This window comes from Serratia sp. CY56464, assembly GCF_052168435.1.
Lineage (GTDB): Bacteria > Pseudomonadota > Gammaproteobacteria > Enterobacterales > Enterobacteriaceae > Serratia > Serratia marcescens.
Map to the genome: position 1 here is coordinate 1055805 of NZ_JBJNMV010000001.1, position 13474 is coordinate 1069278.

The window sequence follows — 13474 nt, forward strand, 5'->3', positions numbered from 1 at the left end:
CGACATGAAAAAACGTTATTTGTGGCTGGCCGGCGCCGCCTGGCTGTTCAGCGGCCTGGCGATGGCGTTGACGCTGGATGAGGCGAAGCAGCAAGGTCGGGTGGGGGAAACCCTGAGCGGTTATATCGCGCCGGTGAAGCAGGACGCGGAAACCCTGGCGCTGGTGAAACGCATCAACGCCGGCCGCGCCGAGAAGTATCAGGAAGTGGCGGACGGCAACCATATCGCCGTCGACGAAGTGGCGCGCATGGCCGGGCAAAAGCTGGTGACGCGCGCGCAAAGCGGCGAGTATGTGCGCGGCATCAACGGGCAGTGGCTGAAGAAATAAAAAAAAGCGCGCCGTCTGGCGCGCCAAAAGATACGGATAGATGATTATTATGAGGGTAGTGCAGGTTTGACAGGACTTGCCTCTTGTCCGGCAGGGGCACGGCGCCCCTGCGCAGGGTCTTAGGCAGCAACCACCTGAGACAGGGCCGCCTTGGCGTCTTCCTGTGCTTTGGTCGCCACTTCCGGGCCATAGGCGATGCCTTCCGCGAAGACGAACTCCACGTCGGTGATGCCGATGAAGCCCAGGAACAGACGCAGGTAAGGTTCTACCAGGTCGGTCGGGGTGCCTTTATGGATGCCGCCGCGGCTGGTCAGGATCACGGCGCGTTTGTTTTTCACCAGGCCTTCCGGACCGTTTTCGGTGTAACGGAAGGTCACGCCGGCGCGGGCAACCAGGTCGAAATAGTTTTTCAGCTGGGTCGGGATGTTGAAGTTGTACATCGGTGCGGCAATCACGATGACGTCATTGGCCTGCAGCTCGGCGATCAGCTCGTCCGACAGCGCCAGCGCTTCTTGTTGACGCGGGGTCAACGGAGCATCGGAAGGACGCAGCGCGCCGACCAGTTCGCCGTCCAGCACCGGGATTGGCTGTGCGGCCAGATCGCGCACGGTGATGGTGTCGCCGCCATGGGCGTTGCTCCATTGCTCTACGAAGAAATCGGCCAGTTGGTTAGACTGAGAGTAGGTCGCCAGGATGCTTGATTTCAGAACCAATACGTTGCTCATCGATAATTCCTTACGTTGTGACAGTGACATCAGGACTCAGCGTCCCTTGCATGAAGTACATGCTATTCACATTCCACACACAGTGATAGCGCAATATTTCGAGATCTTCGTTCGATTTTATTGAATAACATGCCGAGGCTTTACTCGCGAAAGTAGGGAGGAAAAGCCGTTTGTGATAGGCTGTGCGGCTAAAGCAAAAAAATCGCTAAAAAAACATTAAACCGTTGCCAAGCCTGGTCTTGGCCACGATGAAACAAGGAACACCGAACGTGAAATCTCCGCTCGAGGCACTGCCGGCCCAACTGGGCGAGCTGATGCTCCGCGATCAACAACGCCTGCGTCGTCGCCTGCATGGCGCACGAAAAATCAAAAATCCCGATGCCCAGCTGGCGGTCGCCGCCGAAGTGGAAAGCGACATCGCGACGGCGCGGCAGAAAGTGCAGGCGCGCGCCGCGTCTTGCCCGCGCATTACCTATCCGGAAAGCCTGCCGGTCAGCCAGAAAAAGCAGGACATTTTAAACGCTGTCCGCGATCACCAGGTGGTGATCGTTGCCGGGGAGACCGGTTCGGGGAAAACCACCCAGTTGCCGAAGATCTGTCTGGAGCTGGGGCGTGGCGTGAAAGGGCTGATCGGCCATACCCAGCCGCGCCGCCTGGCGGCGCGCACCGTCGCCAACCGCATCGCCGACGAGCTGGAAACCCCGCTCGGCGGCAGCGTGGGCTACAAGGTGCGCTTCAACGATCAGGTGGGGGAAAACACCCTGGTCAAGCTGATGACCGACGGTATCTTGCTGGCGGAGATTCAGCAGGATCGCCTGCTGATGCAGTACGACACGCTGATCATCGATGAAGCGCACGAGCGCAGCCTCAACATCGACTTTATTCTCGGCTACCTGCGCGAACTGTTGCCGAAGCGCCCGGATCTCAAGGTGATCATCACCTCGGCGACCATCGATCCGCAGCGCTTCTCGCGCCACTTCAACAATGCGCCGATCATCGAGGTTTCCGGACGCACTTACCCGGTGGAGGTGCGTTACCGTCCGGTGGTCGACGACGGCGACGATACCGATCGCGACCAGCTGCAGGCGATTTTCGATGCGGTGGACGAGCTTGGACGCGAAGGGCCGGGCGACATTCTGATCTTCATGAGCGGCGAGCGCGAGATCCGCGACACCGCCGACGCCCTGAACCGCCTCAATCTGCCGCACACCGAAGTGCTGCCGCTGTATGCGCGCCTGTCGAACAGCGAGCAGAATCGGGTGTTCCAGTCGCACCACGGCCGCCGTATCGTGCTGGCCACCAACGTGGCGGAAACCTCGCTGACGGTGCCGGGCATCAAATACGTCATCGATCCGGGCACCGCGCGCATCAGCCGCTACAGCTTCCGCACCAAGGTGCAGCGCCTGCCGATCGAGCCGGTGTCGCAGGCCTCCGCCAACCAGCGTAAAGGGCGTTGCGGCCGCGTGTCGGAAGGGGTGTGCATTCGTCTGTACTCCGAACAGGATTTCCTGTCGCGGCCGGTGTTTACCGATCCGGAAATTCTGCGCACCAACCTGGCGTCGGTCATTCTGCAGATGACCTCGCTGGGGCTGGGCGACATCGCCGCGTTTCCGTTCGTCGAAGCGCCGGATAAACGCAACATTCAGGATGGCGTGCGCCTGCTGGAAGAGCTGGGGGCGATCGCCACCGCCGACAACGGCCACTATCAGCTGACGCCGCAAGGCCGCCAACTGGCGCAGTTGCCGATCGACCCGCGTCTGGCGCGCATGGTGCTGGAAGCGCAGAAGAGCGGCAGCGTGCGCGAGGTGATGATCATCACCGCCGCGCTGTCGATTCAGGATCCGCGTGAGCGCCCGATGGACAAGCAGCAGGCCTCGGATGAAAAACACCGCCGCTTCGCCGACAAAGACTCGGACTTCCTGGCGTTCGTCAACCTGTGGGATTATCTGCAGGAGCAGCAAAAGGCGAACTCCTCCAGCCAGTTCCGCCGGCTGTGCCGCAACGATTTTCTCAACTACCTGCGGGTGCGCGAGTGGCAGGATATCTACACCCAGCTGCGCCAGGTGGTGAAAGAGCTGGGGTTGCCTATCAACAGCACGCCTTCCGACTACCGCAGCGTGCACACCGCGCTGCTGACCGGCCTGTTGTCGCACATCGGCCAGAAGGATGCGGACAAGCAGGAATACACCGGCGCGCGCAACGCCCGCTTCTCGATCTTCCCCGGCTCCGGCCTGTTCAAGAAGCCGCCGAAGTGGACCATGGTGGCCGAACTGGTGGAAACCAGCCGCCTGTGGGGGCGCATCGCCGCGCGCATCGAACCGGAATGGATCGAGCCGCTGGCTCAGCATCTGGTGAAACACAGCTACAGCGAGCCGCACTGGTCGAAGTCGCAGGGGGCGGTGATGGCCAGCGAAAAGGTCACGCTGTTCGGTTTGCCGATCGTCGCGGCGCGCCAGGTCAATTACGGCGCCATCGATCCATTGCTGTGCCGCGAGCTGTTTATCCGCCATGCGCTGGTGGAGGGGGACTGGCAGACGCGCCACGCCTTCTTCCGCGACAACCAAAAGCTGCGCGCCGAAGTGGAAGAGCTGGAACATAAATCGCGCCGCCGCGATATTCTGGTGGACGACGAAACGCTGTTCGGCTTCTACGATCGCCGGATCCCCAACGACGTGGTGTCCGGCCGTCATTTCGACAGCTGGTGGAAGAACGCGGCCAAACAGCAGCCGGATCTGCTGAACTTCGAAAAAGAGATGCTGATCAAAGACGGCGCCAACAAGATCAGCGCGCTCGACTACCCGAACTTCTGGCATCAGGGCAATCTCAAGCTGCGGCTGAGCTATCAGTTCGAACCGGGCACCGACGCCGACGGCGTGACGGTGCATATTCCGCTGCCGATCCTCAATCAGGTGGAGGAGCAGGGCTTCGAGTGGCAAATCCCCGGCATCCGCCGTGAGCTGGTGATTGCGCTGATCAAGTCGCTGCCGAAACCGGTGCGTCGCAACTTCGTGCCGGCGCCGAACTACGCCGAGGCGTTCCTGGGCCGCGTAACGGCGCTGGAATTGCCGCTGCTGGACGCGCTGGAGCGCGAGCTGCGGCGCATGACTGGTGTGACCGTGTCACGTGATGACTGGCAGTGGGATCAGGTGCCCGATCACCTGAAGATGACTTTCCGCGTGGTGGGAGAGAAAAACCAGACGCTGCGCGAAGGCAAAGACCTGGCCGCGTTGCGCCTGCAGTTGAAAGAGAAGGTGCAGGAGACGCTGTCGGCGGTGGCCGACGACGGGCTGGAGCAGAGCAATCTGCATGTCTGGAGCTTTGGCCAACTGCCGGCGTTTTACGAGCAGAAGCGCGGCGGCTATTCGATGAAGGCGTACCCGGCGCTGGTGGATGAAAAGGACAGCGTGGCGATCCGCCTGTTCGACAGCGAAATCGAGCAGCAACAGGCGATGTGGCAGGGCACGCGCCGCCTGCTGTTGCTGAATATTCCTTCGCCGATCAAATACCTGCATGAAAAGTTGCCGAACAAGGCCAAGCTGGGGCTCTATTTCAACCCGTACGGCAAGGTGCTGGAGCTGATCGACGACTGCATTTCGTGCGGCATCGACAAGCTGATCGCCGAACACGGCGGCCCGGTCTGGCAAGAAGAAGGCTTTGCGCGCCTGCAGGAGCAGATCCGCGCCGAGCTGAACGACACGGTCGTCGAGGTGGCCAAGCAGGTTGAACAGATCCTGACGGCGGTCTTCAACATCAACAAACGGCTGAAGGGCCGGGTGGACATGTCGTTGGCGCTGGCGCTGTCGGACATCAAGACCCAGCTCGGCGGGCTGGTCTACCGCGGCTTCGTGACCGGCAACGGGTGGAAACGCCTGCCGGATACGCTGCGTTACCTGCAGGCGATCGAGCGCCGATTGGAAAAATTGGCTATCGATCCGCACCGCGACCGCGCGCAGATGTTGCGGGTGGAGCAGGTGCAGCAGGCGTGGCAGCAGTGGTTGAACAAGCTGCCGCCGAAGCGACAGCAGGAGGAAGAGGTGAAGGCGGTGCGCTGGATGATCGAAGAGCTGCGCGTCAGCCTGTTCGCGCAGCAGTTGGGCACGCCTTACCCGATTTCCGACAAGCGCATTTTGCAAACTATCGAGCAGCTTTCGGGTTAAGCTCGGGCGCACCGGCCGGCAAGCGGCCGGCGCACCACAGGCTCAACAGGCCGCACAGCAGCAGCGTGGCGGCCAAGTCCTGCCCGCGCGCCGCGATCGTCAGCCCCAGGCCGATCAACAGATAGTACAGCAGCCCGAATAACGCGCCGGCGGTGCCGAGTTGCTGCCGGTAGCGGCTCAGCGCCTGGCTCAGCACATTCGGGATAGCCAACCCGAACGCCAGCATCACCAGCGCACAGGGGAGCAGCATCCACAGGCTGTGTTGCCACCAGAACAATGCCACGCCGCTGGCCACCGCCAGCAAACCGCCCAGCAGGATCTGATGTTTGGCGCTGACGCCGCGCGCCAGCAGGTGGCGGTTCAACAGCGCCCCCGCCAGGCTGCCCAAAGCCAGCATCACGCCCGAGTAGCCAAATTGTTGGCTGTTCAACCCCAGCCTTTCGAACATGAACGGCGCCAGGCTGAAGTAGCTGAACACCATGATATTGAAGCTGGCGACCAGCAGCGCCGAGCACCAGATGTGCCGATCGCGCAGTATTGCCGTCAGGGCAATGCCCGGCGCGGCGGCCGTTGCGGTTTGCCGCCGTCGCGTTTCCGGCAATGTGCCGTAGCTCCACAGCAGCAGCGCCAGCGCCCAGGCCGCCTGCGCGGTGAAAATCGCCGCGCTGCCGCCCCAGGCGACCAGCGCGCCGCCGGCGAACATCCCCAGCAGCGGGCTGATGGAGAGCGCGATGCCGACCAGCGCGAACATGCGCCCCAGCGCCGGGCCTTGATAGACATCACGCAGCATGGTTTGCGTGACGATTGAGCCGACCGCGGCGCCGAAGGCGATCAGCGCACGGGCGGCCAGCAACAGCGTGAAACTGCCGCTCAGCAGCGCGAGGCCGGCGCCGACCAGATAGAGCGCCAGGCCGGCCAGCATCGCCGGACGGCGGCCGAACCGATCGCAGAAGGCTCCCCAAAAGGCGACGCCGAGGGCGAAGGCGAAGAAATAGATGGATAACGTCTGCCCGGCCTGTGCGGCGCTGACGCCGAAATCGCTGCGGATGGCGGTGAGCGCCGGGCTGTACAGCGTTTCCAGGAGCTGCGGCGTCATGATGGCGGTGACGAGCAGCGGCAAAGATAAGCGTTGCATGATGCACATTCTCCCTAAAAGTTAAGGCGGCCAGTATAGGGAGCGGCGTTTTGTTCGATTACAATCATCCGGACAAAAAACAACAGGTATAGGACAGTCTGATGGCGCTGATTCAACAGCATCACCCGTTCGACCCGGATCGGATGCCGGCACCGGCTCTCGGCATCGCGGCGGCACTGGCGGAGCACGACTCCGGGCTGCATTGGCATCAGCGTTCGCAGCTGCTGTATGCGCCGCAGGGGTGCATGACGGTCACGTTGGCGCAGCAGTGGCTGATTCTGCCGCCGACGCGCAGCGTCTGGATACCGGGCGGCATTGCGCATCGGGTGCAGCTGCGCGGCCGCGTCGCGTATCGCTCGCTGTATTTCGATCCGGCGCTGACGGCCGCCATGCCGCCACAGGCAACGGTGCTGGCGGTAAACCCGCTGTTGGCGGCGATCGTCGAGCGCATCGCGCACTGGCCGCTGGACTATGCGTTGGCACAGCCCCACGCGCGCGATTTGCTGGCGGTGCTGATCAATGAGTTGGGCGAGGCGCAGCGCGAGAATACCCAGTTGCGGCTGCCGCAGGATAAGCGTCTTGCCGCCTGGTTGGCGACGCTGCCGGAGAACGACGAGTTGCCGGCGTTGGCGGCGTTGGCGCAGCGCTTGCACCTGCACGCCAAAACGCTGACGCGGCTGTTTCAGCGGGAAACCGGCCTGAGCTATCAGCAGTGGTGCCAGCAGTGGCGGCTGATGCGCGCGATCGAACTGCTGGCGTCGTTGCCGTCGGTCAGCGCGGTGGCGCAGCGGTTGGGGTTTTCCAGCGACAGTGCGTTTATCGCGTTTTTCCGTCAGTTCACCGGCACCACGCCGCGGCGCTATATGCAAGGGGGCTGAAAAAGCACAACGGCGCATAATGCGCCGTTGTGAGAGGATTATTTGCCTGCCGCCAGGGCGTCCAGCGCTTCGCGGATGCCGGGCACCGCCAGGGCGCGGTTATCGGCGCGATAGCGATCTTTCGCCGCCGGCGCCGAGCTTTGGATGGCGATCAGTTGCCAGCCGTCGGCGGTTTTCAACAGCAGCGGTGAGCCGCTGTCGCCGGGCAGGGTATCACATTGGTGCGACAGTACGCCTTGCTGAGCCCAGCCGGTGACCTTGCAGTTTTGGTGGCTGTAGAGGTCATCCAGGTGGTCTTCCGGGTAACCCGCCTGAGTTATCAGCCGCTTGGCCTGTTTTAGGGCCTGGGTCAACGCCTTGCTGTCGCCTTGCCACAGCGGCAACGGGGCGATCGGCAGCGGCTTTTTGTCTTTCAGACGGATCAGCGCAAAGTCATAAGCGGCCGCAGCGGGCGGGACGATCCAGCCATCACCGTCCGGCTTCAGCTTTTTGCCCAGCTTGCTGTCGACCAAGGTCTCGATATCACCGGTTTGATACCGCCAGGATTTATCGCCCGCCACGAAGCGCAGGGCGATGGCTTTATCCAGTTGCCCGGGCGGCGCCAGAACGCAGTGGCCGGCGGTCAACGCCAGGTGCGGAGAGATCAGCGTGGCGGTACACAGATTGCCGCTGGCGGTTTCGACCTGGCCGATGGCTTGCCACGGCTGGGCGGCGGTATCCGTGACCTTGATTCGTTCATCTTTGCCGAAAAACAGACGCGTTTGCTCGGCCTTGGACGGGCCGTCGGCGCGTGCCGCCTGAGCAGCGATAAGCGGGAGTGAGCACAGCAACAGTAAAACGGATATACGCATAGATCTCTTGCCTGACAAATACGGATCATCCATAAACACACTGAATGCTAACTATAGACTGATTTAGCAGCCATGTGGATGGGCAATAATTGATTTTTCAATAATTTCCCGCCGGCAACGCGGCAGGCTACAGGTAAAAAAAGACGGCGATCAGTCCGCAAAGGATCAGGGCGGTCAGAACGATCTCGAACAGGTAGCGGCGCAGCATCAATGAGAACCCCCCGATGAAAAAACACCCGGCGAACCGGGTGTCGTACACGTCAAGCCTGAAGCGGTGAGGGGACCCTCACGTCATTACGCTTTTTTGTGGCTGGCTTTCTTGTGGTGCTTTTTAGCCGCCTGGGCCTTTTGAGCCGGGGCTTTCTTCGCGGCTTTTTTGTGATGCTTCTTGGCCGCCTGCGCTTTCTGTACCGGTGCTTTCTTGCCGTGGTGTTTCACCTGAGCTTTAGCCGGCGCAGCGGTGGCGGTGGTTGCGGTAGCCGCAGGTGCGGTGGTGGCAGCCTCGGCAGCGAAAGCCACGGAAGACAGACCCATTGCAGCGGCAACAACCAGAGCTAATACTTTTTTCATCGTAGAATCCTCAACATGACTTTTGGGTATCAACCCCACTGCGGGGCCGTTGAAATGATAGTAGGCAAACGGCGCCCGGCTTTCCGTGAGTGATTGGTTTCGGCATGTAACCTAATGTACAGGGCGGCGGCGGCGAGGGGATTGCTGCTATAATGACCGCCAGGCGCGATAAAAGAGATTTAAAATGAACGAGATAGTGATTCGTTGTGGCGTGACCGAACAGGGCGAGGTGCCGCTGGCCTATGAGGACTGGGGCGATGAGGCGCACCCGCCGCTGCTGCTCATCATGGGCATCGGCGCGCAGCTTCTGTTGTGGCCTGACGACTTCTGCCGCGCCCTGGTGGCCCAGGGATTTCGGGTGATCCGTTATGACAACCGCGACGTCGGCCTTTCCGGCAAAACGCAGGCGCAACGCACGCAGCCGTTGTGGCTGCTGATGCTGCGCGCCCAGCTCGGCTGGCAAACGCCGGTGCCTTATACCCTGGCGGACATGGCGACGGACGCGGCGCATCTGCTCGATCATTTACGCATCCCGCAGGCTCACGTACTGGGCGCTTCGATGGGGGGGATGATCGCCCAGGTGCTGGCCGCCGAATACCCGCAGCGCGTCGCCTCGCTATGCATCTTGTTCTCCAGCACCAATCAGCCGCTGTTGCCACCGCCGGCGCCTTCACTGCTGTGGCTGTTGGCGCGCCGGCCGGCGGCCGATTTGACGCTGCAGCAGCGCCACGAGGGAATGAAGGCCTTCCTGCGCGCGCTCGGTACCCGGTTTTACCCGCCGGAGGAGGCGGAACTGGATGCATTGGTGAATCGGCTGTTGAAGCGGGGCGTGGATCCCGAAGGCGTGCAGCGGCAACTTTCCGCGTTGCTCGGCAGCGGCGATCTGCGTCGCTACAGCCGGCGCATAGCCGCGCCGACGCTGGTCATTCACGGCGATCGCGATCGGCTGGTGCGCAAGGCCGGCGGGGTGGCGATCGCTCGGGCTGTCGTCAACGCCAAATTGCATATTATGCCGGGCATGGGGCATGACCTGCCTGCGCCGTTGAGGCCGCAGCTGGCGGCGATGATCGCCCGTCATGCTCTGGGATGAGCAGCCGGGACGCCGGCGTTTTTTGCCATTTTAGTTACAACATACTAATGATGGGTAGCCACCCGCCACTCTGCGGCTAAGGCGTTGTCAGCAGGGAACGTGCGCTATGAAACATTATCCGGTCATACAGACGGAAAAAGGGCGCGGCTGGGGCCGCGCCAGGAGAGATTACAGGTAGCGGTTTTCCAAATGCTGGCGGAAGTAGCGTGGGTTGAGCGCTTCGCCGGTCGCATTGACGATCAGCGTCTCGGTCGGGAAGCGGCTGCCGTGGCGCCAGATGTTGTGCTGCAACCAGTGGAACAGCGGCTGCAGGTTGCCGGCGGCGATATCTTCGCTCAGCGAAGGCAGGGCCTGGCGCACGCTGTGGAACAGCTGCGCGGCGTACATCGCGCCGAGGGTGTAAGTCGGGAAGTAGCCGAAGGCACCGTCGGTCCAGTGAATATCCTGCATGCAGCCATTGCGGTAGTTGCCGATGGTGTCGAGGCCGAGGTAAGCACTCATCTTCTCATTCCACAGCGCCGGAATGTCTTCCACTTCGATATCGCCTTCGATCAGCGCTTTTTCAATTTCGTAGCGCAGGATGACGTGAGCAGGATAGCTCACCTCGTCGGCGTCGACGCGGATCAGGCCCGGTTTAACGCGCTGGTTGAGGCGAATGAAGTTGGCTTCTTCCAGCGCCGGCTGTTCGCCAAACTGTGCGGTGACTAACGGACGCAGTATTTTCAGGAATTCATTGCCGCGCGCCAGCTGCATTTCGAACAGCAGGCTCTGCGATTCGTGGATAGCGGTGGAACGGGCCAGGGCGACCGGCTGGCCGAGCAGATCGCGCGGCAGGTTTTGCTCGTAGCGGGCGTGGCCGGTCTCGTGCACGATGCCGAGCAGCGCGGTCAAAAACTCTTTCTCGTTGTAACGCGTGGTGATGCGTACATCTTCCGGCACGCCGCCGCAGAACGGGTGGGCGCTGACGTCGACGCGGCCGTTGTCGAAGTTGAAACCGAGCAGTTTCATCACGCTCAGGCTCAGCTGACGCTGGGTGTCCACATTGAATGGACCTTGTGGCGCCTGGCAGGGCTCATTAGCCTGTTTGGCCACCACGCGCTGCAACAGATCCGGCAGCCAGGTTTTCAGATCGCCGAAGATGCGGTCGAGATCGCTGCTGCGCATGCCCGGTTCATACAGGTTAAGCAGGGCGTCGTAACGGCTGGTGCCGGCCGCCTGCGCGCGGATCTGCGCCTCTTCCCGACTGAGCTTGACCACCTCGCGCAGATTCTCGGCGAAGCCGTCCCAATCGTTGGCCGGGCGTTGGGCGCGCCAGGCGTGTTCGCAGCGCGCGCCGGCCAGCGACTTGGCTTCGACCAGCGAGGCCGGCAGCAGCACGGCGTCTTCATACTGGCGGCGCATTTCGCGCAGGTTGGCGCGGTCGATCTCGTCCAGCGTCTCTTGCTGCGCGCGATCCAACAGCGCGCCGGTGTTTTCCGCCGTTAAAATCTGGTGCTGCAGCACGCTCAGCTCAGCCAGCGCCTCGGAACGTGCCTTGCTGCCGCCCGGCGGCATCATGGTTTGCATGTCCCAACCGGCGATGGCGGACAGGTGGCCGAAACGCGACAACCGGCTGAACAGGGCGCGTAGGTGATCGTAAGCAGACGTGTTGGAATGTGCAGATGTCATTATTATTCGGCTCCAATGAGAAGGTCTGGCGGCATTACGCCAGATCGGCTTTTAAACTGAATGTCGGCTTTACCGGCCAGCAGAAACGGAAACTGGCGCCGCCGAGCGAACTCCCTTCGACGAACACCTGCCCCTGGTAGGCGACGGCGATGGAGTGGACGATGGCCAGGCCCAACCCGCAGCCGCCGGTAGCGCGATCGCGGCTGGGGTCGAGACGGACGAAAGGTTCAAACACCCGCTCGCGCTCTTCCGGCGGGATACCTGGCCCGTCATCCTCGACCTGCAAGCAGGCGAGGTCGCCGTCAAACCACAGGCCGACGCGCAGACGCTGTTCGGAATAGCGCAGCGCGTTGTTGACCAGGTTGTCGAGCACGCGCTCCATCAGGCGCAGATCGACGCCGCCGAAGTCGCCGACGTGCGGGATGTCGAGCTGGATGTCGCGTTCCTGATGGATAAGGCGGATATCATCGACCTTGTCCTCCAGCCACTTTGGCAGATCGATGGGTTCAATGTTTAGCGCAACCTGCGGGCGATCCAAACGGGCATAGGTCAGCAGCTCGTCGATCAGCGACTCCAGCTGGCCGATATCGCGGTTCAACGCCTGCTGCTCGCTTTCGGACAGGTTATCGCTCATTTCGAGCCGGTAACGCAGGCGCACCAGCGGCGTGCGCAGCTCGTGCGCGATGCCGTCGATCAGCTGTTTCTTGCTGGCGATCAGGGTGTTGACGCTGTCGGCCATCTGGTTGAACGCCACGCCGAGCCGGCTCAGGCTGGAGGTGGGATCGAAGTGGGTGCGTTCATCCAGGTGCCCGGCGCCGAGTCGCTGGGCGGCGTTTTCCAGCTTCAGCAGATCTTGCCAGTGCGGCCGCATCCACAGAAACACCGGCAGTGCCAGCGACATGCCGATAAACACCAGCAACACCAGATCCAGCAGGCGCATCTGGTGCAGATAGAACAGATAAGGAATGGGGCCAACCACCAACACGTAGTGGCTGCGCGGAATGCGCTGCATAAAGGTGTACTGATCGTCGAGGGCGATGATTTCCCCCAGCCGCAGCCGTTTTTTCAGATCCTCGCTCAGCTCCTGTTTGCCGAGCGGTTCGATATGCAGCTTGAACGACAGGTTGAGATCCAGCGTGGCGATGGTCTTGTTCCAGTCCTTCAGCGGGATTTCGCGCAGCTCGCTGCGCATCAGGTACAGCGAACTTTTCATCAGATCGTCCATCGACTGGCGGCCGGCGCGCTCGGCGGTCACCTTGTACACCAGGCCAACCAGCATCGCCATCACCAGAAAACAGACGAACAGCAACAGGAAGAACTGGACGAAAAGTTTTCTCATTGTTGCACCGATGCCCAGGCATTAGGGGCGAACAGATAACCTTTATTGCGCACGGTCTTGATGCGGAACGGCTCCAGCGCGTTGTCGTACAGCTTGCGGCGCAGGCGGGAGATCGCCACGTCGATACTGCGGTCCATACCGTCGTAGCTCACGCCGCGCAGGTTTTGCAGCAACGCCTCGCGATCCATGATCTGCCCGGCGTGGGTCGCCAGTTCCCACAACAAATCGAAATCCGAGGTGGACAGGGTGATCGTTTCTTCGCCCAGCGTGACCTGCCGGTTGACCGGATCGATGCACAATAGCCCAAAATGCAGCGCGTTATGCTGGGTGAGCGGCTGAACCGACTCTTCTTTCGGCTGCTGGCTGTGTTGGCGCAGGTGCAAACGCAGGCGGGCCAGCAACACCGCCGGCGGCGTGGTTTTCAGGATATAGTCGTTGGCGCCCATCTCCAGCGACAGAATATGGTTCATGTCGCTGTCGAGCGAGGTGAGCAGCACGATCGGGCCGGGGAAGGTAGGGCGCAGATCGCGGCACAGCGTCATGCCGTCTTTGCCGGGCAGCATGATGTCCAGCAGCACTAAATCGGGTTGCTCGCGCTCGATGCGCGCTTGCGCGCTGTCGCCGCGCGGTTCGATCAGCACCTCGATGTCGTGTTTGCCTAGATAGGCGGCGATCAGTTTGCCGACTTCAGGATCGTCTTCCACAAAAACAATTTTATGCATATGCCCGTGTT

The 13474-nt window shown here is 61.7% G+C and carries 11 protein-coding genes; 4 read left to right on the forward strand and 7 right to left on the reverse strand.

Annotation, left to right across the window (positions count from 1 at the left end; genetic code table 11):
- Positions 1–4 precede the first annotated feature (4 nt).
- Positions 5–328: a YdbL family protein gene (locus ACJ8KE_RS05240; RefSeq protein ID WP_049299369.1), complete on the forward strand. Its 324-nt coding sequence runs from the start codon at positions 5–7 to the stop codon at positions 326–328.
- A 119-nt stretch (positions 329–447) separates the two neighbouring features.
- On the opposite strand, the gene azoR is transcribed toward ACJ8KE_RS05240, so the two are convergent.
- Entirely contained in the window at positions 448–1053 is a 606-nt protein-coding gene (gene azoR, locus ACJ8KE_RS05245) for an FMN-dependent NADH-azoreductase (RefSeq protein ID WP_016927576.1), read from the reverse strand.
- A gap of 269 nt (positions 1054–1322) precedes the next feature.
- Here azoR and hrpA point away from each other — a divergent pair, with 269 nt between their 5' ends.
- Complete coding sequence (gene hrpA, locus ACJ8KE_RS05250; protein WP_234212859.1) at positions 1323–5210, forward strand: ATP-dependent RNA helicase HrpA; 3888 nt, start codon at positions 1323–1325, stop codon at positions 5208–5210.
- On the opposite strand, the gene ACJ8KE_RS05255 is transcribed toward hrpA, so the two are convergent.
- A complete protein-coding gene (locus ACJ8KE_RS05255) occupies positions 5188–6345 on the reverse strand; it encodes an MFS transporter (protein WP_028128336.1) in 1158 nt (385 codons plus the stop codon). The two genes, hrpA and ACJ8KE_RS05255, sit on opposite strands and share 23 nt — an antisense overlap.
- A 101-nt stretch (positions 6346–6446) precedes the next feature.
- On the opposite strand from ACJ8KE_RS05255, the gene ACJ8KE_RS05260 reads away from it, so the two are divergent.
- Positions 6447–7223, forward strand: coding sequence for an AraC family transcriptional regulator (locus ACJ8KE_RS05260; RefSeq protein WP_442517146.1), 777 nt, complete (start codon positions 6447–6449; stop codon positions 7221–7223).
- 38 nt (positions 7224–7261) lie between these two features.
- On the opposite strand, the gene ACJ8KE_RS05265 is transcribed toward ACJ8KE_RS05260, so the two are convergent.
- Positions 7262–8074 (reverse strand): trypsin-like serine peptidase, encoded by an 813-nt coding sequence (locus ACJ8KE_RS05265; protein WP_016927580.1) that lies wholly within the window; start codon positions 8072–8074, stop codon positions 7262–7264.
- Positions 8075–8368: 294 nt separating this feature from the next.
- Entirely contained in the window at positions 8369–8644 is a 276-nt protein-coding gene (gene asr / locus ACJ8KE_RS05270) for an acid resistance repetitive basic protein Asr (protein ID WP_028127450.1), read from the reverse strand.
- A 184-nt stretch (positions 8645–8828) separates the two neighbouring features.
- Here asr and ACJ8KE_RS05275 point away from each other — a divergent pair, with 184 nt between their 5' ends.
- The gene (locus ACJ8KE_RS05275; protein ID WP_049299368.1) at positions 8829–9734 is read left to right on the forward strand and encodes an alpha/beta fold hydrolase; all 906 of its coding nucleotides are present in this window, start codon (positions 8829–8831) and stop codon (positions 9732–9734) included.
- Positions 9735–9902: 168 nt separating this feature from the next.
- Here the strand turns inward: ACJ8KE_RS05275 and ACJ8KE_RS05280 are convergent, their stop codons facing one another.
- Genes ACJ8KE_RS05280 through rstA form a run of 3 tightly spaced genes read right to left on the reverse strand, consistent with a single transcriptional unit; the run spans position 9903 to position 13463 of the window.
- Positions 9903–11402: a carboxypeptidase M32 gene (locus tag ACJ8KE_RS05280; protein WP_079452079.1), complete on the reverse strand. Its 1500-nt coding sequence runs from the start codon at positions 11400–11402 to the stop codon at positions 9903–9905.
- A gap of 34 nt (positions 11403–11436) precedes the next feature.
- Positions 11437–12741, reverse strand: a complete 1305-nt coding sequence (gene rstB, locus ACJ8KE_RS05285; protein WP_033640178.1) for a two-component system sensor histidine kinase RstB — start codon at positions 12739–12741, stop codon at positions 11437–11439.
- The gene (gene rstA, locus ACJ8KE_RS05290; protein WP_004938307.1) at positions 12738–13463 is read right to left on the reverse strand and encodes a two-component system response regulator RstA; all 726 of its coding nucleotides are present in this window, start codon (positions 13461–13463) and stop codon (positions 12738–12740) included. Before rstA ends, rstB begins: the two co-directional genes overlap by 4 nt.
- Positions 13464–13474: the final 11 nt, after the last annotated feature.

What these genes read in the sequence shown, in the direction of transcription:
- ACJ8KE_RS05240 (WP_049299369.1), top strand. Translation starts at nt 5, where the DNA reads ATGAAAAAACGTTATTTGTGGCTGGCCGGCGCCGCCTGGCTGTTCAGC.
- ACJ8KE_RS05265 (WP_016927580.1), bottom strand. Translation starts at nt 8,074, where the DNA reads ATGCGTATATCCGTTTTACTGTTGCTGTGCTCACTCCCGCTTATCGCT.
- rstA (WP_004938307.1), bottom strand. Translation starts at nt 13,463, where the DNA reads ATGCATAAAATTGTTTTTGTGGAAGACGATCCTGAAGTCGGCAAACTG.
- ACJ8KE_RS05260 (WP_442517146.1), top strand. Translation starts at nt 6,447, where the DNA reads ATGGCGCTGATTCAACAGCATCACCCGTTCGACCCGGATCGGATGCCG.
- asr (WP_028127450.1), bottom strand. Translation starts at nt 8,644, where the DNA reads ATGAAAAAAGTATTAGCTCTGGTTGTTGCCGCTGCAATGGGTCTGTCT.
- ACJ8KE_RS05280 (WP_079452079.1), bottom strand. Translation starts at nt 11,402, where the DNA reads ATGACATCTGCACATTCCAACACGTCTGCTTACGATCACCTACGCGCC.
- rstB (WP_033640178.1), bottom strand. Translation starts at nt 12,741, where the DNA reads ATGAGAAAACTTTTCGTCCAGTTCTTCCTGTTGCTGTTCGTCTGTTTT.
- ACJ8KE_RS05255 (WP_028128336.1), bottom strand. Translation starts at nt 6,345, where the DNA reads ATGCAACGCTTATCTTTGCCGCTGCTCGTCACCGCCATCATGACGCCG.
- azoR (WP_016927576.1), bottom strand. Translation starts at nt 1,053, where the DNA reads ATGAGCAACGTATTGGTTCTGAAATCAAGCATCCTGGCGACCTACTCT.
- ACJ8KE_RS05275 (WP_049299368.1), top strand. Translation starts at nt 8,829, where the DNA reads ATGAACGAGATAGTGATTCGTTGTGGCGTGACCGAACAGGGCGAGGTG.